General features: G+C 67.1%; 22 protein-coding genes. 9 read left to right on the forward strand and 13 right to left on the reverse strand.

The genetic code is table 11. The features are described 5' to 3' along the window. The first annotated feature begins 7 nt into the window (after positions 1–7). Positions 8–1,195 (forward strand): type III PLP-dependent enzyme, encoded by a 1,188-nt coding sequence (locus tag CEJ42_RS09655; RefSeq protein WP_088750827.1) that lies wholly within the window; start codon positions 8–10, stop codon positions 1,193–1,195. 91 nt (positions 1,196–1,286) lie between these two features. On the opposite strand, the gene CEJ42_RS09660 is transcribed toward CEJ42_RS09655, so the two are convergent. The 6 genes from CEJ42_RS09660 to CEJ42_RS09685 form a co-directional block, all read right to left on the reverse strand. After that, positions 1,287–2,609 (reverse strand): MFS transporter, encoded by a 1,323-nt coding sequence (locus CEJ42_RS09660; protein WP_079216255.1) that lies wholly within the window; start codon positions 2,607–2,609, stop codon positions 1,287–1,289. Between the two features lie 75 nt (positions 2,610–2,684). After that, a complete protein-coding gene (locus CEJ42_RS09665; protein WP_088750829.1) occupies positions 2,685–3,629 on the reverse strand; it encodes a hydroxyacid dehydrogenase in 945 nt (314 codons plus the stop codon). Continuing rightward, entirely contained in the window at positions 3,626–4,318 is a 693-nt protein-coding gene (locus CEJ42_RS09670; protein WP_079216258.1) for an RraA family protein, read from the reverse strand. The genes CEJ42_RS09665 and CEJ42_RS09670 overlap by 4 nt, the downstream gene beginning before the upstream one ends. A 52-nt stretch (positions 4,319–4,370) precedes the next feature. After that, positions 4,371–5,291 carry an SMP-30/gluconolactonase/LRE family protein gene (locus CEJ42_RS09675; protein WP_088750831.1) on the reverse strand — a complete coding sequence of 307 codons (921 nt, stop codon included), beginning with the start codon at positions 5,289–5,291 and terminating at the stop codon, positions 4,371–4,373. An 18-nt stretch (positions 5,292–5,309) separates the two neighbouring features. Continuing rightward, entirely contained in the window at positions 5,310–6,635 is a 1,326-nt protein-coding gene (locus CEJ42_RS09680) for an MFS transporter (protein ID WP_079216262.1), read from the reverse strand. A 10-nt stretch (positions 6,636–6,645) separates the two neighbouring features. Next, entirely contained in the window at positions 6,646–7,602 is a 957-nt protein-coding gene (locus CEJ42_RS09685; protein ID WP_088751152.1) for an amidohydrolase family protein, read from the reverse strand. A 128-nt stretch (positions 7,603–7,730) separates the two neighbouring features. On the opposite strand from CEJ42_RS09685, the gene CEJ42_RS09690 reads away from it, so the two are divergent. Both CEJ42_RS09690 and CEJ42_RS09695 read left to right on the forward strand, forming a co-directional pair. After that, positions 7,731–8,636 carry a LysR family transcriptional regulator gene (locus CEJ42_RS09690; RefSeq protein ID WP_088750832.1) on the forward strand — a complete coding sequence of 302 codons (906 nt, stop codon included), beginning with the start codon at positions 7,731–7,733 and terminating at the stop codon, positions 8,634–8,636. Positions 8,637–8,640: 4 nt separating this feature from the next. After that, entirely contained in the window at positions 8,641–9,234 is a 594-nt protein-coding gene (locus CEJ42_RS09695) for a nucleotidyltransferase family protein (protein ID WP_088750834.1), read from the forward strand. Between the two features lie 70 nt (positions 9,235–9,304). Here CEJ42_RS09695 and CEJ42_RS09700 read toward each other — a convergent pair whose 3' ends face one another. After that, the gene (locus CEJ42_RS09700) at positions 9,305–9,973 is read right to left on the reverse strand and encodes a winged helix-turn-helix transcriptional regulator (RefSeq protein WP_088750835.1); all 669 of its coding nucleotides are present in this window, start codon (positions 9,971–9,973) and stop codon (positions 9,305–9,307) included. Positions 9,974–10,125: 152 nt separating this feature from the next. On the opposite strand from CEJ42_RS09700, the gene CEJ42_RS09705 reads away from it, so the two are divergent. Continuing rightward, the gene (locus tag CEJ42_RS09705; RefSeq protein ID WP_338064252.1) at positions 10,126–10,581 is read left to right on the forward strand and encodes a MaoC family dehydratase; all 456 of its coding nucleotides are present in this window, start codon (positions 10,126–10,128) and stop codon (positions 10,579–10,581) included. Between the two features lie 22 nt (positions 10,582–10,603). Here CEJ42_RS09705 and maiA read toward each other — a convergent pair whose 3' ends face one another. Genes maiA through CEJ42_RS09725 form a run of 4 tightly spaced genes read right to left on the reverse strand, consistent with a single transcriptional unit; the run spans position 10,604 to position 15,310 of the window. Further along, positions 10,604–11,251 carry a maleylacetoacetate isomerase gene (gene maiA, locus CEJ42_RS09710; RefSeq protein ID WP_079216269.1) on the reverse strand — a complete coding sequence of 216 codons (648 nt, stop codon included), beginning with the start codon at positions 11,249–11,251 and terminating at the stop codon, positions 10,604–10,606. A gap of 38 nt (positions 11,252–11,289) precedes the next feature. Next, the gene (gene fahA, locus CEJ42_RS09715; RefSeq protein ID WP_088750837.1) at positions 11,290–12,636 is read right to left on the reverse strand and encodes a fumarylacetoacetase; all 1,347 of its coding nucleotides are present in this window, start codon (positions 12,634–12,636) and stop codon (positions 11,290–11,292) included. Beyond that, positions 12,633–13,970, reverse strand: coding sequence for a homogentisate 1,2-dioxygenase (hmgA, locus tag CEJ42_RS09720; RefSeq protein WP_088750839.1), 1,338 nt, complete (start codon positions 13,968–13,970; stop codon positions 12,633–12,635). Before hmgA ends, fahA begins: the two co-directional genes overlap by 4 nt. After that, positions 13,967–15,310, reverse strand: a complete 1,344-nt coding sequence (locus tag CEJ42_RS09725) for an MFS transporter (protein WP_088750840.1) — start codon at positions 15,308–15,310, stop codon at positions 13,967–13,969. The genes hmgA and CEJ42_RS09725 overlap by 4 nt, the downstream gene beginning before the upstream one ends. A 218-nt stretch (positions 15,311–15,528) precedes the next feature. On the opposite strand from CEJ42_RS09725, the gene CEJ42_RS09730 reads away from it, so the two are divergent. The 5 genes from CEJ42_RS09730 to CEJ42_RS09750 all read left to right on the forward strand — a co-directional run bounded on the left by CEJ42_RS09730 (position 15,529) and on the right by CEJ42_RS09750 (position 22,884). Then, a complete protein-coding gene (locus tag CEJ42_RS09730; RefSeq protein ID WP_079219180.1) occupies positions 15,529–16,437 on the forward strand; it encodes a LysR family transcriptional regulator in 909 nt (302 codons plus the stop codon). Between the two features lie 58 nt (positions 16,438–16,495). After that, positions 16,496–17,329, forward strand: coding sequence for an alpha/beta hydrolase (locus tag CEJ42_RS09735; protein WP_088750842.1), 834 nt, complete (start codon positions 16,496–16,498; stop codon positions 17,327–17,329). 253 nt (positions 17,330–17,582) lie between these two features. Continuing rightward, positions 17,583–20,225 (forward strand): sulfite reductase flavoprotein subunit alpha, encoded by a 2,643-nt coding sequence (locus tag CEJ42_RS09740; protein WP_088750844.1) that lies wholly within the window; start codon positions 17,583–17,585, stop codon positions 20,223–20,225. 343 nt (positions 20,226–20,568) lie between these two features. After that, positions 20,569–21,954 carry a cardiolipin synthase gene (cls, locus tag CEJ42_RS09745; protein ID WP_243397836.1) on the forward strand — a complete coding sequence of 462 codons (1,386 nt, stop codon included), beginning with the start codon at positions 20,569–20,571 and terminating at the stop codon, positions 21,952–21,954. A gap of 60 nt (positions 21,955–22,014) precedes the next feature. Beyond that, positions 22,015–22,884 carry a hypothetical protein gene (locus tag CEJ42_RS09750; protein ID WP_338064253.1) on the forward strand — a complete coding sequence of 290 codons (870 nt, stop codon included), beginning with the start codon at positions 22,015–22,017 and terminating at the stop codon, positions 22,882–22,884. 148 nt (positions 22,885–23,032) lie between these two features. On the opposite strand, the gene CEJ42_RS09755 is transcribed toward CEJ42_RS09750, so the two are convergent. Together CEJ42_RS09755 and ilvD are read right to left on the reverse strand one after the other, a co-directional pair. Continuing rightward, positions 23,033–23,347: a c-type cytochrome gene (locus tag CEJ42_RS09755; RefSeq protein ID WP_079216283.1), complete on the reverse strand. Its 315-nt coding sequence runs from the start codon at positions 23,345–23,347 to the stop codon at positions 23,033–23,035. Between the two features lie 227 nt (positions 23,348–23,574). Continuing rightward, complete coding sequence (gene ilvD, locus CEJ42_RS09760) at positions 23,575–25,245, reverse strand: dihydroxy-acid dehydratase (RefSeq protein WP_088750848.1); 1,671 nt, start codon at positions 25,243–25,245, stop codon at positions 23,575–23,577. Between the last annotated feature and the right edge of the window lie 94 nt (positions 25,246–25,339).

Raw genomic sequence — 25,339 nt, forward strand, 5'->3', positions numbered from 1 at the left:
ACACCACATGCGTGAACAATTGATATCCGACTACCTCCGGTCGATGCCGTCCCCCGCCTGCGCCTACCTGTACGACCTGCGCCACCTTCAGGAGCGAAGCCAACGGCTGCGCGGCGCGCTGCCGCCCCAATGCAAGCTTTTCTATGCCATCAAGGCCAACAGTGATGCCCCCATCCTCGACACGCTCAGACACAACCTGGACGGATTTGAAGTCGCTTCACTGGGAGAAATCGAGAAGGTCCGCGCCACGGATCACAAGACGCCCATCGTCTTCGGGGGGCCTGGCAAGACCGATGCCGAACTTGAAGGCGCTCTGAAACATAGCGTCATGCTGATTCACGTCGAGAGCGAACACCAACTGCGTCGGCTGAACTGGATTGCCGGTCGGCGCAGACAGGCCGCGCGCGTGCTGTTGCGGCTCAATCCGGCTGCCCTGCCAGGCGAAACCCGGGCCACTTTGCGCATGGGCGGACAGGCCACGCAGTTCGGCATCGACGAAGCGCAAATGCCGGAGATGATCGCGCTCAGTCAAAATCTGCCCAACATCCGCCTGGAGGGTCTGCACATTCATGCCCTTTCCAACAATCTGGATGCTGCAGACCATCTGGCCCTCGTGCGCCACTACCTCGAACTGGCCCAGGCGTGGGAACGCCGCTACGGGATCCGCTTTTCCTGGCTCAACGCCGGCGGCGGCATCGGCATCAACTATGCCGATCCGGCGACGCAATTCGCCTGGGACGGTTTTTGCGAGGGCCTGCACGCGCTATTGGAGCAATACCGGCCCGGATTCAAACTGATTTTCGAATGCGGGCGATACATCAGCGCAGACTGCGGCTGCTATGTCGCCGAAGTGATCGACATCAAGACCACGCATGGAAAAAATTTCGCCATTCTGCGCGGCGGCTCACACCATTTCCGCCTCCCATCATCATGGCAACACAATCATCCGTTCACGGTCTTCGACCGCGAGAGCTGGCATTACCCGTTCCCCCGCCCCGGGCTGACCGATGCTGACGTCACTGTTTGCGGAGAGCTCTGCACGCCCAAGGACACGCTGGCGCGCGATGTCCGTGTGGCGCGATTGCGCGCCGGCGACTGCCTGGTGTTTTCGCTCGCCGGGGCCTATGGGTGGCATATTTCGCACCATGATTTTCTCAGCCACCCTCATCCCGATCGGCGGTACTTCAACGGATGAGGATAACGTTCCCGCAGGCATCCGATAGGAGGGCGACCGAAAAATTCGACCACCCGCCAACCGGAGTACCGCAAGACGCAGGGCATGCGCCTCAGCGCACCGCCTCCTTGACCGCGCCGGACGGCGTGCGCGACTTGCGGCTCAGGTGCAGCAGGATGCTCACGCTGGCCAGCGACATCAGTACCATCGGCAGCAGCGCCATCGAATAGCTGCCGGTGGCGTCCTTCACCCAGCCGTAGACGTTGACCATCAGGCCGCCGCCGATCAGGTTGGAGACGGCGTTGATGCCGGCCAGGCCGGCTGCGGCCGAACCGGTGGCCAGCCAGCCGGTGGCCATGGCCCAGAACGGTCCCTTGAACGAATACGCTCCGATCAGCACCAGCGACAGCAGCATCACCACCGGCGCCAGCGTGTGAACCGCGGAGGCCAGCCCCATGCCCGCGCCGATCAGCAGCAGCGGGATGGCGGTGTGCCAGCGGCGCTCGCCGGTGCGGTCGGAGTGGCGGCCCCACCAGACCATCAGCACCGAGGCGATGGCATAGGGAATGGAATTGACCAGGCCGGTCTGGATCACGCTCAGCCCGAAGGATTTCAGCAGCTGCGGCTGCCAGACGTTGAGCACGGTGCCGGCGGCCGAGGCGCAGGAGCATACCAGCGCCATCCCCCACACATGCGGGCTGCTGAAGAGCTTCCACAGCGGCACATGGGCCTTGGCGCTGCGGGCGGCGGCTTCGCGGTTCATGGTGCGGGTCAGCCATTCGCGCTGCTGCGGGTTCAGCCATGCGGCATCCTCGGGCTTGTCGGTCAGGTAGAACAGGCAGACCACGCCCAGCAGCACGGTGGGCAGCCCTTCGATGACGAACAGCCAGTGCCAGCCGCGCATGCCGCCCACGCCGTCCATCTGCAACAGCAGCGCCGAGACCGGCGAAGCGATGAAGCTGGCGGCCGGGATCGCCACCATGAACAGCGCCACGATGCGCGCGCGATAGGCCGACGGCACCCAGTAGGTCAGGTACAGCACCACGCCGGGGAAGAAGCCGGCTTCGGCCGCGCCGAGGATGAAGCGCACGAAGTACAGCGAGTTGGGCCCCTGCACCAGCGCGGTACTGGCCGAGATCAGGCCCCAGGTGATCATGATGCGCGCCAGCCACCTGCGCGCGCCGAAGCGTTGCAGCGCCAGGTTGCTGGGCACCTCGAAGATGAAATAGGCGATGAAGAACAAACTGCCGGCAAAGCCGAACATCCTGGGCGACAGCCCGATGTCCTGGTTCATCTGCAGCGCGGCCATGCCGATGTTGCCGCGGTCGATGAAGGCGAACAGGTAGCAGACCATCAGGAAGGGCAACAGGCGCCAGGTCACCCTGCGCACCGTCTCCTGTTCCAGCTGCTTCTCGTCTGTGACGCTTGTCTGCATGTGTCTCTCTCTTGGAAGGATGGCCGCCGTCTGCCGCTCTGTCTGCGACGGCTGGCCGGTTGTCATTATGATCAATCAGGCCATTGCCTGCTCGGCCTCCAGCACCGCCAGCACGTTGTCGGCCGCGCCCGTGCCCATGGCGATGTAGGCATCCTCGGTGACGCCGCCGATATGCGGGCTGAGCACGACGTTGCCCACCTGCTGCAGCGGATGCGGAGCCGCGAAGGGTTCCTTCTCGAAGCTGTCCAGGCCGGCCGCGCGCAACTTGCCCGAGGCCAGCGCCGCGACCAGCGCCTGCTCGTCGACCAGGCCGCCGCGCGCGGTGTTGACCAGGATCGCGCCGTCCTTCATGCGCGCGATCGACTGCGCGTTGATCATGTGCCGGTTCTCGGCCGTCAGCGGGCAATGCAGCGACAGCACGTCGGCCTGCGCAAACACCGCGTCCAGGTCGGCCAGCTGCACGCCGGCCGGCGCCTCCTTCGCGTAGGGATCGTGGGCGATCACGCGCATGCCCAGCGACAGCGCCGTGGCCGCGACGCGGCGACCGATCGCGCCCAAGCCCACCAGGCCGATGGTGCGGCCCTGCAGCTCCAGGCTTTTGTGAGTGGACTTGTCCCAGTGCCCGGCGCGCATGCGGCCATCCAGGCCGACCACGTTCTTGGCGCAGGCGAACACCAGCGCCCAGGTGTGCTCGGCCACGGCCGGGGCATTGGCGCCGGCCGCCGCCTTGACGGCGATGCCGCGCTCCTGCGCGGCGCGGCTGTCGATGGTGTCGATGCCGGTGCCGTGCTTGGAAATCACGCGCAGCGCCTTGCTGGCGTCCATCACGCGGCCGGTCACGCCGCCGTAGCGTACGATGATGCCGACCGGCTGGTGCTGCGTCGACAGCGCCAGCAGGTCGTCCTCGGTCGGCTTGGCGCCGGCGAACACCAGCTCGTAATCGCGCAGGATCTCCACGGCCTGCGGCGCGAGATCGACGCCGGTGACCAGCACCACGCCCTTCTTGCCTGCCGCGCTCACAGCGTTTCTCCTTCGGCCAGCGCGCCGGCCTTGCGCAGCGCGCCGTCCAGCCAGCCCGGACGCAGCGGACCGCCGGTGCGGATCTCGGTCAGGCGCTTGGTCTCGTCCTGCACCTTCTTGGCGGCGGCGGCCAGCAGCGATGCGGCCTTCTCGCGCTCGACCACCACCACGCCGTCGGCGTCGGCCACGATCAGGTCGCCCGGCTGCACGCTGGTGCCGCCCACCGACACCGGCCAGTTCACGCGGCCGGCGATGTTCTTGGTCGGGCCGTTCGGGTTGGCGCCGACCGCATAGACCGGGAAACCGATCTCGCGGATCGCCTCGGTGTCGCGCACCGAACCGTAGATGACGATGCCGGCCAGGCCGATGGCCTTGCACTGCGACACCATGATCTCGCCCATCAGCGCGCAGGTCTCGTCACCCTTGCCGTCGATCACCAGCACGTCGCCGGGCCTGGCGATGGCCATGGCGGCGTGGATCATCAGGTTGTCGCCGGGGCGCACTTCCACCGTCAGCGCCGGGCCGGCGATGCGCATGCTGGGCGCCAGCGGCGCGATGCGGCTGCTCAGGGTGCCGCGCCGGCCGGCGACGTCGGCCAGGATGGAGGCGGCGAATTCCGACGCCTGGGCGACGATGCCGGCGTCGACGCGCTCGATGTCGCGGATGAGGTCTGGCTTGGTAGTGCTCATGGAAAAGGTCCTTTGCTGAAACGTTTGCAGGTTGGTTGATCTTGGGTGCGGCTCAGGCGTGCGAGTACATCGGCAGGCCGGGAACCGGCACATCGGCGCGCAGGATGGAGCCGGTCTGCGACTCGGTGATGAACAGGCTCTTGCCCGCGGGGCCGCCGAAGGCCAGGTTGGTGGTCGAGATGCCGGCGCTGGAACGGATGCGCAGCAGCGGCTCAGCGAACTTCGACAGCCGCCAGATCGAGCCGAAGCCGGTGTGGGCGATGTACAGGCAGCTCTCGGCATCCAGCGCCAGCCCGTCCGGCCCTGCCATGCCGCCGTGCAGGTTGGCGAACACGCCGACCTTGCCGACCACGCCGCTGTTGTGCAGCGGAATGCGCCAGATCTGCTGCGCGCGGGTCACCGCCACCAGCAGGTGATTGAGCGCCGGGTCGTAGACGATGCCGTTGGGGCTGGGAATGGTGTTGATCAGGCAGCTCAGCTGTCCTTGCGGCGAAAGGCGGTAGACGCGACCGGTCGGATCCTGCAGGCCGGTCTGTCCCTGGTCGGTGAAATAGATCTCGCCCGACGGCCCGAACACCAGGTCGTTGACGCCCTTGAAGCCTTCCGAACCGACCGTCTCCAGCAAGGGCGAGACCGCGCCCGTCTCCGGATCCAGCTGCACCAGCCCGCGCTTGTAGTCGGTGATGACGATGCGACCGTCCTTGTCGATCTTCAGCCCGTTGGGCCAGCCGTCGTATTCGGTGACCAGTTCCCACTCGCCTTGCGGCGAGATGCGGAAGATGCGGCCGTAGGGAATGTCGGTGACGTACAGCCGTCCCTGGCGGTCGAAGGACGGCCCTTCCAGGAACGAGTCGATCGGCAGGCCGCCGCGGTTGGCGTCGCTCCAGGAGTTCTTGCGCGGCTTGCGGAAATGCTCGGGCAGGCGCGTGAAGACGGTGGTCTCGATGATGGGCGGGGGGGCGAAGAAACTCATGGTCAGCTTTCGTGGGGTTTATTGCCGGGCCCTGGACGGGTCGCCGAGCGCCAGGGTGATCACCGCGCCCAGCAGCAGCGCGCCGGCCACGAAGATCAGCGGATAGGTGAAGCCTTGCGTGGCTTCGCGGATGAAGCCGATCACCGAGGGGCCGACGAAGCCGCCCAGGTTGCCGATGGAAACGATCAGCGCCAGCCCGCCCGCGGCGGCGCGGCCGGTGAGGAAGCCCGAGGGAATGGCCCAGAACGTGGCCTGGAAGGAAAGGATGGACGCCACCGCCACCGTGATGGCCAGCATCTTCAGCAGCGGGTCGTGCAGGAAGGCCGAGATGGCCAGCGACACGGCGGCGGCGACGATGGCGCCGGCCACGAACAGCAGCCGCTGCTCGCTCTTGTTGGCCAGCCTGGCCCACAGCGTCATGGCGACGGCGCCGACGATGTAGGGCACCGCGGCCACCAGCCCGACCTGATGCGACGGCAGGCCGAATTCCTTGATGATCTGCGGCAGCCACAGGCCGATGCTGAGCGAGCCGATGATGCCGCAGAAGTTGGCGCCGGCCAGCGCGAACACGCGCCAGTTGGTGAAGGCGTCGCGCAGCTTGTTGCCGTGGCGCGCGGCCAGCGTGTTCTGTTCGGCGTCCAGCCTGGACTCCAGCCATTGCCTTTCCTGCGGGCTCAGCCAGCTCGCCTGCGACGGGCGGTCGGGCAGCAGGAACAGGCACAGCACGCCCAACAACACCGCCGGCAGCGCTTCCAGCAGGAGCAGCACCTGCCAGCCCTTGAAGCCCCACATGCCGTGCAGCTCCATCAGCGCGCCCGACAAGGGCGAGCCGATGATGTTGGCGATCGGAATGCCGACCAGGAAGAAGGCGGTAGCCTTGCCGCGCCACTGCCCGGGGAACCACTGGGTGAAGTAGAGATAGATGCCGGGCGTGAAGCCGGCCTCGGCCATGCCCAGGAAGAAGCGCGCCGCGGCGAAGCTCTTGGGGCCGACCACGAAGGCGGTCAGCATGGAGATCACGCCCCACGAGATCATGATGCGCGAGATCCACATGCGCGCGCCGAAGCGATGCAGGGCCAGGTTGCTGGGAATCTCGAAGAAGAAGTAGCCGATGAAGAACAGCCCCGCGCCCAGGCCGAACTGCGACGGCGTCAGGCCCAGGTCCTTGTTCATGGTCAGCGCTGCGAAACCGACGTTGATGCGGTCGAGGTAACTCACCACGTAGCACAGCAGGATGAAGGGGATCAGGCGGCGCATCACCTTCTTCATGGTGTTCTGTTCGTCGATGGCTGGCGCGTGCGTTGCGATGTCGCGTGTCATGCCGATGTCTTGTGCCTGGCTCATGTCGGTCCGATCAGAAGTGGTAGAGGCGCGCCGGGTTGTCGACCAGGATGGCCTTGAGGCGCTCGTCCGAACCCGCCCAGGCGGCCATCAGGTCCAGCAGCCGGGCGTCGTCGGGCTTGTGCTGCTCCGTCGGGTGCGGCCAGTCGCTGCCCCACACCACCTGCGCGGGCGCGGCGTCGATGAGCGCGCGCGCCAGCGGCGCGACGTCGGCATAGGACGGGGCGCCGCTCCTGCTGGCCAGGTAGGCGCCGGAGAGCTTGACGCTGGCGCGCCGGTCCCGCATCAGGCCGGTGACGACATCGAAGACCGGATGGGACGCGCCGTCCTGCAGCGGAATGCGCGCAAAATGGTCGAACACCACCGGCACCGGCAGGCGCGACAGCATGTCGCGATTGGCCAGCAGGTCGCCGTTGGACATGTTGATCTGCAGGTGCCAGCCCAAGTGCGCCACGCGGCGCGCCAGCGGCTCGATCATGGCGACGGTGGTGACCGAACCCAGCGCCAGGTTGAAGCGCAGGCCCTTGACGCCGGCCCGGTCCAGCCGCGCCAGTTCCTCGTCGCTCACGCCGTCGTCGACCACGGCCACGCCGCGCGCCGACGCGCCCAGCTGCGACAAGGCGTCCAGCGTGCAACGGTTGTCGGTGCCGTAGGCCGACGGCGTGACCACGACATTGCGCGCCGTGCCCAGCCGCCGGCGGATCTGCAGATACATCGCGACGGTGGCCGGCGCATGCGTGAGCCTGGCGCCCGGCGCCCAGGGGAAGCGCTCGTCGTAGATATGCATGTGGCAGTCGCAGGCGCCCTCGGGCAGCCTGGCCGAGGCGCGCTGGTCGCCTGATGAATGCGGATACGCCGCAGGCAAGGAGTCGGCCGCGAACGCCGCCGGCAGGTATGCCGCCGCGCCCAGTGCCGCCGCCGTCGCGCCGCTTCGGCGCAGGAAATCACGACGTGTGTGTAGTGCCCTCAAGATGCTGGTCTCCATGTTTTCCCGCGCCGGCAGTGGGCGGGGTTCTTGTTTGGAGGGCAGTCTACGCGGCGGTTTTTTTAATGTATATTTGCTTTTATTTTATATTTCATAAATCTCAGGAATGAATCATGGACTTCCGCGACCTCAAGTATTTTGAGGTCATCGCCGAGGAAGGGCACGTAGGCCGCGCCGCCGAAAGGCTCTACAAAACCCAGCCGGCGCTGACCAAATGCATCGACCGGCTGGAAGAACAGCTGGGGGCGCCGCTGTTCGAGCGGGTAGGCCGCGGCATCCGCCTGACCGCAGTCGGCACGGCGCTGCTGGCGCGCGCGCGCCGGATCAGCCTGATGATGGACGACACCGCGCGCGAGATCGGCGACTACGCCAACGGCCGCGAAGGCAACATCCGGCTCGGCTGCATCCCCACCCTGGCCGAGCACATCCTGCCGGGCATCTGCGAGGAGCTGCTGGCCGAAGCCGGCAAGGTGACCATCGACCTCAGGGTATCGATGAACGACGTGCTGCTGGAGGGACTGAAGGCCGGCGAGCTGGACATCGCGCTGGGCCCGATGATCCAGACCGACGACCTGTTCGAGACCGAAGAAATCATGCAGGACCAGATGGTGGTCATGGCCAGCGCCAGCCACCCGATCTTCAGCCAGAAGAAGATCAGCCTGCGCACGCTGCTCGATTACCAGTGGGTGCTGCCGGCGCATTCGGTGGCCAGCCGCCAGTGGCTGGACAATGTCTTCGACCGCCACCACCTGCCGCGGCCCGCGGTGCAGATCACGCCTACGGTGCTCAACATGATCATGCCGCTGATCGAGCGCAGCAACCTGCTGGGTTTCGCCTCCAAGCTGAACCTGAGCACCGGGCGCGGACAGCTCAAGGAGGTCGTATTGAAGGACACCACCATGCTCAGGCGCATGGGCCTGAGCTATCGGCGCGACACTTATCTCTCGCCCGCCGCGCAACGCCTGATCGCCATCATCCGGCGCAACTACCGCGGCAAGCGCCAATCCGCAAAGGCCTGACGCGATGACCGCCCCGCCCGCTCCCCGCTACACCGCCATCCTGCTGGCCGCGGGCCGCGGCTCGCGCTTCGACGCCGACGAAGGCAAGCTGGTCCAGCGCTTCAGCGGCGCCGACACGGTTGCCGTCGCCGCCGCCCGGGCCTGCCTGGCGGCGATGCCGGTGCTGGCCGTGGTGGCGGAAGAAGGCTCCCTGGCGCAGGCCCTGCGCGACTGCGGCTGCGACGTTGCGATACTGGACGCAGGCGCCGCGCGCGAGATGAGCGCGTCGTTGCGGCATGGACTGCAGCAACGCGGGCAGGATCACGGCTGGCTGGTGGCGCTGGCCGACATGCCGCTGGTGCGCCCGGCCACCATCGCGGCCGTGGTCGCGGCGCTACAGGCCGGCGCCGACATCGCCGTGCCCGCGATGGAGGGCCGGCGCGGCCATCCGGTGGGATTCTCGCGCCGCCACCTGGATGAATTGCTGGCCCTGCGCGGCGACCGCGGCGCGCGTGCGCTGCTGCAGGCGCATCCGGTGCGCGAGGTGGAGGTGGACGATCCCGGCATCTTCGCCGACATCGATACGCGCGAGGATCTGGAACGCCTGCGCGGGCGCTGACGCGGCCAGGCGCGGCGCGAAAAAAAACGCAGCCGCGCGGGCTGCGTTTTTTCATCCGGCGGCAAAGCGCTCAGGCACGTTTGGCCAGCTTTGCTGCCTTCCCCGTTTTTTCCGCCGGCTTGGCTTTTGCCTTGGCCGGCTTGCTTTCCTTCACCTTCAGGTCCGACACTTTTTTCGCTTTCTTCGGCGCCCCGGGCTCGACTGCCTCTTCCGTCAGGCGCGCCTCATTGGCCGCATCATTGGCCGCCTCGCGCAGGCGCTGCATCGAGTCCAGGCGCTCGCGGGTCATCTCGTCGGCTTGCGGGCCGGCCACGATGACGTGCTCGCGGCCACTGATCTCCTTGCCGGTGTTGCGGTCCACCAGGCCGAGATCGACCTGCTTGCCGCTGTCGCGGTCGACCAGCATGACGCTCGGGCCTTCCGGCGCGAAGTGCTTGTTGCCCCAGGCATTGAGCGCGACGATGATGGTGCGGAAATCGCGGCCGAGGTCGGTCAGCACGTATTCGAAGCGCGGCGGGCGGTCGCTGTACTGGCGGCGCTCCAGCATGCCGGCGTCGACCAGCGTGGTCAGGCGCCGCGTGAGCATGTTGGGGGCGATGTCCAGGCTCTTCTGGAACTGGTCGAAACGGGTCAGCCCCTGCAGCGCGTCGCGCAGGATCAGGATGCTCCACCATTCGCCCACGCGCTCCAGGGTGCGCGCCACCGGGCATTGCATATTGCCGAAACTCTTGCGTTCCATATCCGCTCCTCGCCCGCCGCAGGCCCTTGCCGGCCGCCCCGTGGCGGCTATACTCGGCAGTGGCTGGAGCCGGGCTTTTCAGTTACCATCGTCCAGTTACTATCATTTTGCAATGATATAGGCAGTATATACCAATCAAACGTGGAGACGCCGTGAAAGAGCTGATGTTCCTGGAAGATTTTGAGGTCGGTCAAGTGTTCCGCCATCCCGGCGGCGTGGTCGTGACGGCCGATGCCATCAAGCAATTCGCGGCGCAGTACGACCCGCAGCCCTTCCACCTGGATGAGGCTGCCGCGCAACAGTCCTTCTTCCGTGGCCTGGCCGCCAGCGGCTGGCATACCGCCGGGCTGACCATGAAGATGCTGGTGGAGACGCTGTCCATCCACGGCGGCCTGATCGGCGCCGGCTTCGACGAATTCCGCTGGCCGCGCCCCACCCGTCCGGACGACACGCTGCGCCTGGAGGTCGAGGTGCTGGGCGTGAAGTTCTCGCAATCCAAGCCGCACCAGGGTTTCCTCAACCACCGCGTGACCACCTTCAACCAGCACGACGAAGCCGTGCTGATCATGACCGGCAACCTGCTGGTGCCGCGCCGCCCGCAGTCCTGACCCGGGGTCTGGCCGGCGACCGTCAGGCGGCGTCGGGCTGCTGCGCGGGATGCGCGGCCTGGAAGGCCGGCAAGGCGTTACAGGCGTCCTCGATGGCGCACAGCGTGGGGTACGGCGCCATGTCGACCTCGAAGCGGCGCGCATTGAAGATCTGCGGCACCAGACAGCAGTCGGCCATGGTCGGCATGTCGCCGACGCAGAAATGGCCGCGCGCGGCGTCGGCCGCCAGCTGTTTTTCCAACGCGGTGAAACCGAGCTTGATCCAGTGCTGGATCCAGGCGTTCTTCTTCTCTTCGTCCACGCCCAGCGTGTGCTTCAGGTAGCGCAGCACGCGCAGGTTGTTCAACGGGTGGATCTCGCAGGCGATCGCCAGCGACAGCTCGCGGATGCGGGCGCGCTGGACGAAATCGCCCGGCAGCAGCGAAGGCATCGGGAAGCGCTCTTCCAGGTACTCCAGCACCGCCAGCGACTGGGCCAGGTGATGGCCGTCGTGCGCCAGCACCGGCACCAGCGAATGCGGATTGAGCTCGGCGAAGGCCGGCAGGAACTGCTCGCCACCCTGGTTGAGCAGGTGCACCGGCACCGTGTCGTAGGCCTGGCCCTTGAGGTTCAGGGCGATGCGCACGCGGTAGGACGCGGAACTGCGGAAATAGCCGTAAAGGGTAGTCATCCTCTTCCTTCCAGATCGAATGGGGTCTGCGGGCCTGCTCAGGGCAGACTGCGCGCCGGCAGCACGGTTCCCGCCGCCTCGCCGAAGCCTATCACCGGCAGACCGTCCCGGCGCGCGGCGGCGCGCAGGATGATGGTATCGCCGTCTTCGACGAAGGTGCGCTTCTCGCCGCCGGCCAGGGTCACGGCCTGCTTGCCGCCGCCGCTCAGCTCCAGCAGCGAACCGGCCTCTTCCGGCCTCGGCCCCGATTGCGTGCCCGAGCCCAGGAAATCGCCCGGGCGCAGGTTGCAGCCATTGACGGTATGGTGCGCCACCAGCTGCGACACGCTCCAGTAAGAATCGCGGAAGTTCGACAGCGACAGCCGCTGCGGGGCCTGGCCGGCTTCGCGCATGGCGCGCGTCTGGATCAGCACTTCCAGCTGCAGGTCGATGGCGCCGGTCTCGCGCAGCGTGGGCGAATCGAGGTAGGGCAGCGGCTGCGGATCGCCTGGCGCGCGCGTCCACGCGCAGCGGTACGGCGCCAGCGCTTCCAGCGTGACGATCCAGGGCGAGATGGTGGAGGCGAAGCTCTTCGACAGGAACGGCCCCAGCGGCTGGTATTCCCAGGCCTGCACATCGCGCGCGGACCAGTCGTTCAACAGGCACAGGCCGAACACCTTGCCCTCTGCGTCGTCCATCGCCACCGGCTCGCCCAGCGCGTTGCCGGCGCCGATGAAGATGCCCACCTCCAGTTCGTAGTCCAGCCGCTTGCAGGGGCCGAAGGTGGGCGTCTCGGCGTCCGGCGCCTTGGTCTGCCCGACCGGGCGGCGGAACTGCTGGCCCGACACGCCGAGGGAGGAAGCGCGGCCGTGATAGCCGATCGGCACCCACTTGTAGTTCGGCAGCAGCGGATTGTCGGGACGGAACAGCTTGCCTATCGTGGTGGCGTGATGGATGGAGGTATAGAAGTCGGTGTAGTCGCCCACGTGCGCCGGCATCGCATGCTCGGCCGCGGCCTGCGGCACCAGGCAGGCGGCCAGCTCGCGCTGGTGCGCCGACCCCGTGCGCAGCGCATGCGACAGCGCCGCGCGCAGCGCCGACCAGGCGGCGGCGTCCAGCGCCATCAGCGCATTCAGCGTCGCTCCTTCGCAGGCCGCGTGGGCCGCCTTGCGCGCACTCTCGTCGAAGCCGGAGAAAGCGCCGGCGGCCCACGCCGCCTGCAGGTCGAGAATCTGGTCGCCGATGGCCACGCCGGCGCGGAAGCGTTCTTCGCTGCCGGCGCGGCGGAACACGCCGTAGGGCAGGTTCTGGATCGGGAACGGGCAGCCGTCGGCGTTGGCGCTCTCGACCCAGCTACGCAGTTCGGGATCGTGGGTGTCGTTCAGTTTGATGCTAGGCAGGCTCATGCTCGCTCCGGGTTGAAGTTCTTCTTGATGCCCAGCCAGCAGTCCTGGTAGTCGCGCTGCAGCGTGGGCGACTCCAGCGCATGGCGCGTCGGGCGGATGATGTTGCGGGTCTCGAACATGAAGGCCATGGTGCTGTCGACCTTGTTCGGCTTGCTGGTGTCGACGCGGCTGGCCTTCTCGAAGGTGGCCGCGTCGGGCCCGTGGCCGCTCATGCAATTATGCAGGCTGCCGCCGCCGGGCACGAAACCGCCGCCTTCCTTGGCGTCATACTGGCCGGTGATCAGGCCCATGTATTCACTGGCCACGTTGCGGTGGAACCAGGGCGGGCGGAAGGTGTGTTCGGCCGCCAGCCAGCGCGGCGGGAAGATCACGAAGTCCAGCGTGTCCACGCCCGGCGTGTCGCTTTGCGCCTGCAGCACCAGGAAGATCGACGGGTCGGGATGGTCATAGCTGATCGAGCCGATGGTGTTGAAGTGGCGCAGGTCGTACTTGTAGGGCGCGTAGTTGCCGTGCCAGGCCACCACGTCCAGCGGCGAATGGCCGATCTGCGCCTGCCACAGGTGGCCGCCGAACTTGGCAAGCAGCGTGAAATCGCCTTCGCGGTCTTCGTACCAGGCGTTGGGCGTGAGGAAGTCGCGCGGGTTGGCCAGGCCGTTGGAGCCCAGCGGACCGAGGTCGGGCAGGCGCAGCAGCGCGCCGAAGTTCTCGCACACGTAGCCGCGCGCCTCGCCGTCCGGCAGGCGCACCTGGAACCGCACGCCGCGCGGGATCACCGCGATCTCCTGCGGCTCCAGCGCGATCACGCCCATTTCGGTGAACAGCTGCAGGCGGCCGGCCTGCGGCACGATCAGCAACTCGCCGTCAGCCGAATAGAAAAAGCGCCCGGTCATCGACCGGTTGGCCGCGTAGAGATGGATGGCGCAGCCGCTCTGCGCCTCCGGCGAACCGTTGCCGGCCATGGTCACCAGGCCTTCGACGAAATCGGTCGGCGCCGCCGGCATCGGCTGCGGGTCCCAGCGCAGCTGGTTGGGCGGCGTGGGCACGGCGTCGAAATGGCTCAGCAGCTTGCCGCCGTCGATCTGCTCGAACGGTTGATGCACCGCCGCCGGACGGATGCGGTAGAGCCAGGAGCGGCGGTTGTGGCCGCGCGGCGCGGTGAAGGCGGTGCCGGAAACCTGCTCGGCGTACAGGCCGTAGGCCACCTGCTGCGGCGAGTTCTGGTGCGGCGGCAAGGCGCCGGGCAGCGCCTCGGTGGCGAATTCGTTGCCGAAGCCGGACTGGTAGCCGCGGGCATCGACGTCTTGCTTCAGGTGCGGGTCTGCGATGGTGTTCATGCGGTTGCTCCATGGGATGTGCGGTGCAGGCGCGCGATCGTCAGCGCCGAGATCAGGGCCGGCACGGCGGCGGCGACGAACAGCGAGGCGTTGCTCCATTGCATGGCGATCAGCTGGCCGCCGATCACCGGGCCGACCACCGAACCGATGCGGCCGATGCCCAGCGCCCAGCCGATGCCGGTCGAGCGCAGCGTGGTCGGATAGTAGGTGCCTGCCAGCGCATTGACCGCGGGCTGGCCGCCGACGATGCAAAAACCGGCCACCACCACGGCGATGAACAGGAAGGCGGGCGTGGCCGCGACCTTGCCGATCAGCGCGATGGCCACGCAGGCGGTCACGAAGCAGCTGCCCAGCACGCGGGTGAAGCCGAAGCGGTTGATGAACCAGCCCAGGGTCAGCGTGCCGGCCACGCCGCCCACCTGCAGCGAGGTGCCGATCAGTACCGCCATGCTGGTGGAATATCCGGCGTCATGGATCAGCGTCGGCAGCCAGTTGGAGAGGAAGTAGAGGTTGATCAGGTTCATGAAGCTGATCAGCCACAGCAGCAGCGTGATGCCGCCGCGCCCGCCGCGAAACAGCTCGGCCACCGGCATGCCCTCGGCCTTGCTTTCCTTGACCACGACGCGGGTGGCGGCGTCGATCACGATCGAGGGATCGAGCTTGCTCAGCCAGCGCGCGACCTGCTCCGATGAACGGCGGCGCAGCACCAGGAACTGGATCGACTCCGGCAGCCACGCCAGCATGGCCAGGCCCAGCGCCAGCGGCACGGCCCCGCCCACCCAGAATACCGCATGCCAGCCATAGGCCGGGATCAGCGCGGCGCTGACGAAGCCGCCGGCGGCGGCGCCCACGGTGAAGCCGCAGGACACCAGCATCATGCGCGTCACGCGCGAGGACGACGGGCTGTATTCGCCCACCAGCGCCATTGCGTTGGGCATGATGCTGCCCAGGCCGAAACCGGTGATGAAGCGCAGCGCCAGCAGCTGGTCGATCGATGTCACCAGCGGCGTGGCCAGCATGCAGACGGCGAAGAACAGGGTGGAGGCGATCAGCACCGGGCGGCGGCCGTAGCGGTCGCCCACCGGCGTCAGCGCCAGCGAACCCAGCAGCATGCCGAACAGGCCCGCGCCGAACACCGGTCCCAGGGCGGCCTTGCTCACGCCCCAGTCGGCGATGATGGCCGGCGCCACGTAGCCCATGGCCTGCACGTCGAATCCGTCAATGATCAGGCACAAACCGCACAGCAGCAGCAGGCCGAACTGGAAAGCGCCGAATCCGCCCTGTTCCACCACCTGGTCGACATTGACCGTGGGCGCGGCCGCGCTCGCATGAATGCTCATCTCGTCTTGCTCCTCGTCTTTATGGTTGGACCTGCCGCTTCGCCGTGCGCCGATTGGATGGCGCGGGAGCAACAATCGCGGGGATTGCCGGCAGGACATCGTTAATTGTTCTTATTGCGTTGACACTCTAGTGCAATCGACTTTCTTTTACGATATAAATGCCAAAATCCAGTCCATTGATTTCATGAATATTGGTCGGCTTTGCCGGCCGCACCGCCATGATCGAACCCCGCGACATCGACCTCAACCTGCTGGTGGTCTTCCAGGAAGTGTTCCAGGAACGCCAGATCTCTTCCGTGGCGCGCCGCCTGGGCCTGTCGCAGCCGGCGGTCAGCAACGCGCTGGCGCGGCTGCGGCGCAGCTTCGGCGACGAGTTGTTCGTGCGCACCGCGCAAGGCATGCAGCCCACGCCGTTCGCCGAGCACCTGGCCGAGCCGGTGGCTGCGGCGCTGCAGCAAGTCTCGCGCGCGCTCAACCTGCAGGAAGGCTTCTCGCCGCAGTCCAGCGAACGCCACTTCACCATCGCCATGACCGACGTCGGCGAGGTCTACTTCATGCCGGCGCTGATCGAGACCTGCGGCCGCCTGGCGCCGGGCGTGCGCATCAGCACCGTGCGCGCCGGCGCCATCGACCTGAAAAACGAGATGGAATCGGGCCGGGTGGACCTGGCCATCGGCGCGTTCGACAATGTCTCCGGCGCGCTCTACCAGCGCCGGCTGTTCCGCCAGAACTACGTGAGCATGTTCCGGGTCGGCCATCCGCTGGACGGCAGGGACGAGATCACGCTCAAGGATTTCCTTGCCGCCGAGCACCTGATGGTGTCGTCGCTGGAGAGCCCCTACGACCGCATCAACCAGAACCTGGAAAAGGCCGGCGTGCTGCCGCGCGTGCGTTTCCGGGTGCCGCACTTCACCGCGGTGCCCTACATCGTCAGCACCACCGGGCTGGTCGTGACGGTGCCGCGCAAGCTGGCCGAGAGCGCGGCCGAGCCGTTCGGACTGCGCTATGTCAAACCGCCGCTGCGCCTGCCCTCATTACAGACCAATATTTTCTGGCATCGCCGGTACAATCAGGATGAGGGCAACCAATGGCTGCGCGGCTTCATCTCCGAACATTTCGCCGAATAGCGCCAGGCAATGCCGAGCCGGCCAGGACCGGACGAGCCAATACCAAAAGGGACATCGCATGAAGATCTACCGCGACTACACGCGAGACGAGCTGGACCGGCAGTACAACGTCAGGCTGGGCATCACCGACTTCCAGGACTACTTCGACCGCTTCGCGCGCCAGGCGCAGGCGGTGCGCGAAGCCCATCCGCACCTGGCCGACGTGCCCTACGGCGAGGATCCGCTGCAGACCTTCGATTTCTTCCCCGCCAGCGCCAACGGCCGGCCCCTGCTGGTCTTCATCCACGGCGGCTACTGGCGCTCGCTGGACAAGGACCAGTTCAGCCACCTGGCCGAGCCTTATCTTGCGGCCGGCATCAACGTCGCCCTGCTCAACTACCGGCTGGCGCCGCAGGTCAAGATGGGCGACATCGCCGCCGACTGCGCGCGCGCCTTGCGGCTGCTGCACGCCAAGGCGGCGGCGCTGGGCTTCGACGCCGGCGCGATCTGGCTGATGGGCCATTCGGCCGGCGGCCACCTCGCCTCGCTGATCGCGGCGCTGGGCGCGGTGCCGGTGCGCGGCATCGCCTGCCTCAGCGGCATCTATGACCTGGAGCCGGTCAGGCTGTGCTACCTCAATGAAATCCTGCACCTCTCGCCCGGCGACGCCGAGCAGGCCAGCCCGGTGCGCCGCTTCCTGCCGCAGCAGGCGAAGGCGCTGCTGTGCGCCGGCGGCAAGGAAAGCGACGAGTTCCTGCGCCAGCGCGACGCCTACGCCGCCAACCTGCGGCAATCCGGGCACGAGGTGCTGATCGCCCAAGCGCCCGACGCGCACCACCTGAGCATCATCGATGTGGCCGCCGACGCCGGCAGCGCCTTCACGCGCGGCATGCTGGCGATGATCGAGGACTGACGCCGGTTTCGTTTCCCGGATGACAATATTTCGCGGCGCGTACGACACGCCGCCGCGAAATAAAGACAAACGCCAATCATTATCATTTACAGCCGTTCTATAATGGATGGTTGCTTCCGCGCGCTCATTGCCAGCCGGCAATCGCAGTGCGCCGGCCAGGCAAGCCGGGCCGCGGCTGATCTCTTCCACGGCACCCATAACAAGACGCGGCGCGCCCGGGGGCCGCCGCACGCACAGACGCAGCGCCAACAGCATGTTCAAGAATATCTGGTTCCAAATCCACTGGTTCATCGGCATCACCGCCGGCACCATCCTGATGACCATCGGCGTGTCCGGCGCCCTGCTGGCCTTCCGTGAAGAAATCATGGACGTCCTGAGCCCGGGCGTGATGCATGTCAAGGTGCAGGAGCAGCAAGCCCTGACGCCGCAGCAGCTGCTGGAGAAGATCCGCGACCAGGAGCCGGAGCGCCGCGTCACCTCGATGTCGATCACGCCGCAGCCGGGCGCCTCCGCGCGCGTGGTGTTCGCGCCGCCGCCGGGCGTGCGCCGCGGCGAGGCGCGCTATGTCGATCCCTACACCGGCGCGGTGCTGCCGCCGCCGACCGGCATGGAATTCTTCGAGATCACCGAGCGCTTCCACCGCTGGCTGCTGCTGCCCACCGAGATCGGCAAGATCGTGCTGGGCACGCTGGGACTGGGGCTGCTCACGCTGGCGCTGTCGGGCCTGTACCTGCGCTGGCCGCGCCGGCCCTTGTCGCTGAGCGCCTGGTTCCGGCTGGACTTCCAGCTGCAGGGTCGCTCCTTCCTGTGGAACCTGCACTCCATCATCGGCACCTGGCTGCTGGTGATGTATGTGATCTTCTCCATCACCGGCACCTACTGGGCGCTGGACTGGTTCAAGCAAGGCATCAACACCCTGGCCGGCGAAGGCCGCCCGCCGCAGATGCAGCGCGCCGGCGGCAATGAAGGCAAGCGCCAGGGCGGCGAGCACGCGCACAAAGACAAAGGCCAGGAAGCCGCCCCCGCGCCGCTGGAGCTGACGCTGGCGTGGCAGGCCTTCATCGCCAAGGTGCCGCATTTCGAGAACGCCCAGATGCGCCTGCCGGAGAAATCCACGCAGCCGATCCAGATCCTCTTCCTCGGCGAGAACGCGCCGCATGAGCGCGCCCGCAGCCGCATGACGGTGCTGCCGCAGACCGGCGAGGTGAAGCAGCTCGAACTGTACGAAGACAAGAGTTTCGGCGGCAAGGCCATCGCCGCCATCTACCCGCTGCACATGGGCACCTTCTTCGGCCTGCCGGGCCGCATCATCATGGCGCTGGCCAGCCTGATGATGCCGCTGTTCGGCATCACCGGCTGGATGCTCTATCTCGACCGCCGCCGCAAGAAGGCGGCGCTGCGCGCCGAACGCGCCGCGCTGGCCCGCACCGAACAGGCCGCCCCGCCGGCGGCCAATGAGGTGACCGCGCGCGGCCCCTTCCTGGTGGCCTATGCCTCGCAGGCCGGCCAGGCCGAACGCGTGGCGCTGCACACCGCCGCCCTGCTGCGCCAGTCCGGCGCCGAAGTGACGGTGCAGTCGCTGGCGCGCACCACGCCCGAGAAACTGCGCCACCACCAGCGTATCCTGTTCATCGCCAGCACCTTCGGCGAAGGCGACGCGCCCGACAGCGCGCGCGCCTTCGAGCGTCGCATGCGCATGAGTTCGGGCGAGTCGCTGGCGCATGTCGAATACGCCTTGCTGGCGCTGGGCGACCGCAACTACGTCAAGTACTGCGGCTTCGGCCACACGCTCGACCACTGGCTGCGCAACCGCGGCGCCAAGGCGCTGTTCCCGCTGGTGGAGGTGGACCGCATGGAACCTGCCGGGCTGCAGAAATGGGAGTCGATGCTGGCCTCCCACGGCGTCATCGACGCCGCCGTCGCCGGCCGGCAGGCCCCGCGCGACACCGCCGTCGCGCCGCAAGCGGGATGGCAGGCCTGGTCGCTGTCCGAACGCCTGCAGCTGAACCCGGGCAGCCAGGGCGAACCCATCTTCCACATCGAGCTGCGCCACGCCGCCAACGACGGCGCCTGGCAGGCCGGCGCGCTGGCCGAGGTGCTGCCGCGCCACGCGCCGGACCGCATCGCGCTGCTGCTGCAGCGCCTGCGCCTGGACGGCTCGCTGCTGGTCGACAGTAACGGCGCGCGCCACGCCCTGCAGGATTTGCTGGCCACCAGCGTGCTGCCGCTGGCGCACGCCGCGCCCGACACCCACGACAAACAGGCCGCCGCCCAGGCCCTGGCCGACACGCTGCAGCCGCTGGCCGCGCGCAGCTACTCGGTGGCCTCGGTGCCGCAGGACGGCGCGGTGCACCTGCTGGTGCGCCAGGCGCGCCATGAAGACGGCCTGGGCCTGGCCTCCGGCTGGCTGACCGAATACGCCGACGTCGGCGCCACGCTGCAGGTGCGCCTGGTGGAAAACGCCAACTTCGCGCCGGCCGGCGACGTGCCCGCCATCTTCATCGGCAACGGCTCCGGCATGGCCGGCCTGCGCGGCCACCTGCGCGCGCGCGTCGGCGCCGGCCACGCGCGCAACTGGCTGCTGTTCGGCGAACGCAACCGCCGCCATGACTTCCTCTACCAGGAAGAACTGGAGCAATGGCTGGCCCAAGGCAAGCTGGCGCGCCTGGACCTGGCCTTCTCGCGCGACCAGAGCCAACGCGTCTACGTGCAGGACCGCCTGCGCGAAGCCGGCGAGGAGCTGCGCCGCTGGATCGCCGAGGGCGCCGTCATCTACGTCTGCGGCAGCCTGGAAGGCATGGCCGCCGGCGTCGACGCCGCCCTCATCGAAGCACTGGGCGAACAGGCCGTGGAAGACCTGATCGAACAGCACCGCTATCGCCGCGACGTCTACTGAGGCCGCAACGCCGGCCAGGCCGACCACATCGCAATGCATCGGATGCGCCCGCCGCGGCGCATCCGGCCCATCCCGCTCCCCCTCCTCCGCTAGCCCTCCTCCGCTAGCCCCGCCGCATCGCCGCTGGCATCCTGGCAACAGGCCCTGTAGGCAGCTCCCGCTTTCCCCTGTAGGAATCCGCCGCTTCCGCCGCATGGCGTATGGAGCGCCCAAAATCCCGGGCATATACTCAGCCGGACAGCGCCATCAAAACGTCCGGCCATCTCCGCGCTCGGACGGCGGCGCGCAACCGAGACGAGTCATGAAGACGTTCGCTTCAATAAAAAATACAAGCCGAACCGGCATGCATGCCGCGCTGCTTGCGCTCATCCTGTTGTCCACCTTGCTGGTCGGCTGCGGTTCGCTGCCCACCATCGTGCCCGACATGGATACGCAGTCGGCCCGCAGCATCGAGATGAAGGGCGGCCGCGGCATCCTCTCCGAGCAGCAGACCAAGGCGGTGCTCGACAAGCTGAAACAGCAGAACGGCGACAGCACCCTGCTCGATCGCCACCTGGCGGTGGAAGGCGCGGTCACCGGTTCGCCGCTGGTGACCGGCAACAAGGTCACGCTGCTCATCGACGGCCCCGCCACCTACGCCTCGATGACGCAGGCGATCCAGGCCGCGCGCTACCACATCAACATGGAGACCTACATCATGGAGGACGACGAGGTCGGCCGGCAGTTCTCCGACATGCTGATCGCGATGCAAAAGAAAGGCGTGCAGGTCAATCTCATGTACGACAGCGTGGGCGCGCTGAACACGCCGCGCGCCTTCTTCCAGCCGATGATAGACGCCGGCGTGAAGGTCCTGGAATTCAATCCGCTGAACCCGACCCAGGTGCGCAAGGACTGGGAGGTCAACCAGCGCGACCACCGCAAGCTGCTGGTGGTGGACGGCAAGACCGCCTTCGTCGGCGGCATCAACATCAGCAGCGTCTATTCGGCCGGCTCCTTCAGCAAGCGCAAGAGCCGCAAGCGCGACGCCGACAGCAAGGAGGTGCCGTGGCGCGACACCCAGGTGCGCGTGGACGGCCCGGTGGCGCTGGAATTCCAGAAGCTCTTCATCGACACCTGGAACAAGCAGCGCGGCCCCGATCTCGGCGAACACAATTATTTCCCCAAGGTGGCGGCCGCCGGCGGCGAGATCGTGCGCGCCATCGGCAGCTCGCCGGACGATCCCTACAGCGTGATCTACGCCACCTTCATCTCGGCCATCCACCATGCCGAATCGTCGATCTACCTGACCAACGCCTACTTCGTGCCTGACCCGCAACTGCGCGACGCCTTGAAGAATGCCGCCAAACGCGGCGTGGACGTGCGCCTGGTGCTACCCTCCACCAGCGACTCCTCGCTGGTGCTGTACGCCTCGCGCTCGTTCTACCAGGAGCTGCTGGAAGCGGGCATCCGCATCTATGAGCGCCAGGACGCGCTGCTGCACTCCAAGACCGCCATCATCGACGGCGTCTGGTCCACGGTCGGGTCGACCAACCTCGACTGGCGCAGCTTCGTGTTCAACCAGGAAATCAACGCCGTGATCCTCAGCCCGCAGTTCGGCGCGCAGATGAAAAACATGTTCGACCGGGATCTTGGCGCCTCCAAAGAAATCACACTGAAAGAGTGGGAGCAGCGCCCCGTGAGCGAGCGCATGAAGGAATTCGGCGCGAGCGTGTGGGCGCGGCTCCTGTAAGGATGAGTTTTCCCGGAGGGACTTTTGCGACCACGCCTACTACGATTTGCTGTTGAGATATTGCTGCTGACGCTGCTGACGTCGACGCTGGCCTTGCGCCCGGCGCTGGCCGATGAGCCCGCCGGCGCCGCTGCCTTGAAGGCGAAGTATGAAGAGCTGCAGGGCGAGCTGGCCGACAACCAGTTCAAGCAGCCGCTCTACCTGAAGTCGAGCGAAGGCTCGGGCGCCGTCAAGGGCGACATCTACGCCGTGCTGGGTTATCCGTTCGCGCAGGTGCGCGAGGCGCTGGGCGCGCCGGAGAACTGGTGCGACATCCTGATCCTGCACCTCAACACCAAGTACTGCCGGCTGTCGACGGCGCAGGGCAAGTCCATGCTGCGCATGCACGTCGGCAAGAAGATCGAGCAGGACCTGTCCGACACCTACCGCGTAGACTTCTCCTATCGCGGCGGCGCCGCCGGCGCCGACTACCTCTCGTCGTCGATGCAGGCCGACAAGGGGCCGCTGGACACCGCCGACTACCGCATCCAGATCGAGGCCATCCCGCTGGCCGACGGCCGCTCCTTCCTGCACCTGAGTTACTCCTACTCCTACGGCATGGCCAGCAAGCTGGCGCTGCGCGCCTACCTGATGACAGTGGGACGCGACAAGGTCGGCTTTACAGTCGTCAAGCGCAACGCCGACGGCCAGCCGCAATACGTGGACGGCACGCGCGCCACGGTGGAGCGCAACACCATGCGCTACTACCTGGCCATCGACGCGTATCTCTCGGGCCTGTCCGCGCCGCCGCAGCAGCGCCTGGACAAGCGGCTGGAGGCCTGGTTCGCCGCCACCGAACAGTATCCGCGCCAGCTGCACGAGGTCGAGCGCGAATCCTATCTGTCGATGAAGCGCAACGAATACGCGCGGCAGCAGAAACAGGTGGACTGAGCGGCCCGGCCCGCATGGCCGGCGACCGTGCGTCATTCGCCGCGCCCGGGCGAAAAAAAAGGAAACGCCGAAGCGTCTCCTCAACTCCACATCGACCGGGCGGGGCCAGACAACCCCGCGCGGCACCACACTGCAAAAACGGTATTGCTTACTTCAGGGTCAGGATCCACTTGACCAGTTCGCGCGCCTCGGCTTCGCTGACCTGGCCCTTGTTGGCGGGCATCGGCACCGCGCCCCACACGCCGCCGCCGCCGGCCAGCACCTTCTGGGTCAGCTTGGTTTCGGCATCCTTCTGCCCGGCGTATTTCTTGGCCACGTCCTTGAAGGCGGGGCCGACGATCTTGGCATCCACCGAATGGCAGGCCATGCAGTTCTTGGACTTGGCCAGCTGCGGGTTGGCCAGGGCTTCGGCGGAAATGGCCGATCCGGCGACCAGGGTGGCGATCAACAGCAGATATTTCATTGGGGGCTCCTCAGCATTCGGTGAACGCGGCCTCCCGCGAAACGGGGCGCGGGAAGACTGCAGGCGGGGCTATTCTACCCGCCTTCGGGAGCTTGCCATTATCTGTGGGCGCGTATATCTGTCATAGATCAAATCCCATGTGAAAAAGCATATGGCGCGCGGGAGCCGCCATAAAAAAAGCCCCCGGCGCCAACGCCGGGGGCTGTGCGGATACCGCCGGCGGCGCTTCAGCCGGTGACCGCCCCCTTGCTGGCGGTGGACGCCAGCGTGGCGAACTTGGCCAGCACGCCGCGCGTGTACTTCGGCGCCGGCTGCTTCCAGGCGGCGCGACGCCGGGCGATCTCGTCGTCGGCCACGTTGAGCTGGATCAGCTGCCGGTGCGCGTCGATGGTGACGGAATCGCCCTCCTGCACCAGCGCGATGGTGCCGCCGACGAACGCCTCCGGCGCCACATGGCCGACCACCATGCCCCAGGTGCCGCCGGAGAAACGGCCGTCGGTGATCAGCCCCACCGACTCGCCCAGGCCCTTGCCGATCAGCGCCGAGGTCGGCGCCAGCATCTCCGGCATGCCGGGGCCGCCCTTGGGCCCCAGGTAGCGCATCACCAGCACGTCGCCGGGCTTGATGCTGTCGGCCAGGATGGCGTCCATGGCGCTGTACTCGTCGTCGAACACGCGCGCCGGACCGGTGATGACCGGGTTCTTCAGCCCGGTGATCTTGGCCACGCAGCCCTCGGTGGCGAGATTGCCCTTGAGGATGGCGAGGTGGCCCTGCTCGTACAGCGGCTTGTCGATCGGATGGATCACGTCCTGGTCGGCGCGCAATGCGGGGATGCTCTCCAGCTCTTCGGCCAGCGTCCGGCCGGTGATGGTGAGGCAGTCGCCGTGCAGCAGGCCCGCCTGGTGCAGCACCTTCAGCACCGCCGGGATGCCGCCGGCCCGGTGCAGGTCGGTGGCCACATATTTGCCGGAGGGCTTGAGGTCGCAGATCACCGGCACCTTCTGGCGCATGCGCTCGAAGTCGTCGATGTTCCACTCGACCTCGGCGGCGTGGGCGATGGCCAGGTAGTGCAGCACGGCGTTGGTCGAACCGCCGGTGGCCATGATCAGCGCCACCGCGTTCTCGATGGATTTGCGGGTGATGATGTCGCGCGGCTTGAGGTCCTTCTTCACCGCTTCCACCAGCACGCGCGCCGACTCGGCGGCCGAACCGTCCTTCTCGTCGTCGGGATTGGCCATGGTGGACGAATACATCAGCGCCATGCCCAGCGCCTCGAACGACGACGACATGGTGTTGGCGGTGTACATGCCGCCGCACGAGCCGGTGGAGGGACAGGCGTTGCGTTCGATGCCGTCGAAGTCCTCCTGCGTCATGCGCCCGGCCGAGAATTCCCCGACCGCCTCGAAGGCGGAGACGATGGTGAGGTCGCGCCCCTTCCACTTGCCCGGCTTGATGGTGCCGCCGTAGACGTAGATGCCCGGCACGTTGCTGCGCGCCAGCGCGATCATGCCGCCGGGCATGTTCTTGTCGCAGCCGCCGATGACCACCACGCCGTCCATCCACTGGCCGTTGACCGCGGTCTCGATGCAGTCGGCGATCACCTCGCGCGAGATCAGCGAGTACTTCATGCCCTCGGTGCCCATGGACATGCCGTCCGAGATGGTGGGCGTGCCGAACACCTGCGGGTTGGCGCCGGCGTCCCTGATGGCGGCGATCGCAACGTCCGCCAGTTTCTGCAGGCCGGCGTTGCAGGGCGTGATGGTGGAGTGGCCGTTGGCCACGCCGATCATGGGATTGTCGAAGTCGCCCTTTTCATAGCCGAGGGCGTAGTACATGGAGCGGTTGGGGCTGCGCGACACGCCCTCGGTGATGTTCCTGGAACGGCGGTTGTATGGCATGGCTGTCTCCTGGTTGAAATCTCGGACGAATGATTCGCGGATCCTTCAGGGTTCGGCCAAAGCCGGCAACGGCGCTGGCGCGAACGGCGCCTTG

The sequence above is a fragment of the Herbaspirillum robiniae genome (assembly GCF_002213415.1).
Taxonomy (GTDB): Bacteria; Pseudomonadota; Gammaproteobacteria; order Burkholderiales; family Burkholderiaceae_D; genus Herbaspirillum; species Herbaspirillum robiniae.

Bases quoted from the DNA above. Each gene is read 5' to 3' on its own strand.
- CEJ42_RS09740 (WP_088750844.1), top strand. From the start codon at position 17,583: ATGTTCAAGAATATCTGGTTCCAAATCCACTGGTTCATCGGCATCACC.
- CEJ42_RS09735 (WP_088750842.1), top strand. From the start codon at position 16,496: ATGAAGATCTACCGCGACTACACGCGAGACGAGCTGGACCGGCAGTAC.
- CEJ42_RS09670 (WP_079216258.1), bottom strand. From the start codon at position 4,318: ATGAGCACTACCAAGCCAGACCTCATCCGCGACATCGAGCGCGTCGAC.
- fahA (WP_088750837.1), bottom strand. From the start codon at position 12,636: ATGAGCCTGCCTAGCATCAAACTGAACGACACCCACGATCCCGAACTG.
- ilvD (WP_088750848.1), bottom strand. From the start codon at position 25,245: ATGCCATACAACCGCCGTTCCAGGAACATCACCGAGGGCGTGTCGCGC.
- CEJ42_RS09680 (WP_079216262.1), bottom strand. From the start codon at position 6,635: ATGAGCCAGGCACAAGACATCGGCATGACACGCGACATCGCAACGCAC.
- CEJ42_RS09675 (WP_088750831.1), bottom strand. From the start codon at position 5,291: ATGAGTTTCTTCGCCCCCCCGCCCATCATCGAGACCACCGTCTTCACG.
- cls (WP_243397836.1), top strand. From the start codon at position 20,569: ATGCATGCCGCGCTGCTTGCGCTCATCCTGTTGTCCACCTTGCTGGTC.
- CEJ42_RS09755 (WP_079216283.1), bottom strand. From the start codon at position 23,347: ATGAAATATCTGCTGTTGATCGCCACCCTGGTCGCCGGATCGGCCATT.
- CEJ42_RS09690 (WP_088750832.1), top strand. From the start codon at position 7,731: ATGGACTTCCGCGACCTCAAGTATTTTGAGGTCATCGCCGAGGAAGGG.
- CEJ42_RS09695 (WP_088750834.1), top strand. From the start codon at position 8,641: ATGACCGCCCCGCCCGCTCCCCGCTACACCGCCATCCTGCTGGCCGCG.
- maiA (WP_079216269.1), bottom strand. From the start codon at position 11,251: ATGACTACCCTTTACGGCTATTTCCGCAGTTCCGCGTCCTACCGCGTG.
- CEJ42_RS09700 (WP_088750835.1), bottom strand. From the start codon at position 9,973: ATGGAACGCAAGAGTTTCGGCAATATGCAATGCCCGGTGGCGCGCACC.
- CEJ42_RS09725 (WP_088750840.1), bottom strand. From the start codon at position 15,310: ATGAGCATTCATGCGAGCGCGGCCGCGCCCACGGTCAATGTCGACCAG.
- CEJ42_RS09655 (WP_088750827.1), top strand. From the start codon at position 8: ATGCGTGAACAATTGATATCCGACTACCTCCGGTCGATGCCGTCCCCC.
- CEJ42_RS09730 (WP_079219180.1), top strand. From the start codon at position 15,529: ATGATCGAACCCCGCGACATCGACCTCAACCTGCTGGTGGTCTTCCAG.
- CEJ42_RS09660 (WP_079216255.1), bottom strand. From the start codon at position 2,609: ATGCAGACAAGCGTCACAGACGAGAAGCAGCTGGAACAGGAGACGGTG.
- hmgA (WP_088750839.1), bottom strand. From the start codon at position 13,970: ATGAACACCATCGCAGACCCGCACCTGAAGCAAGACGTCGATGCCCGC.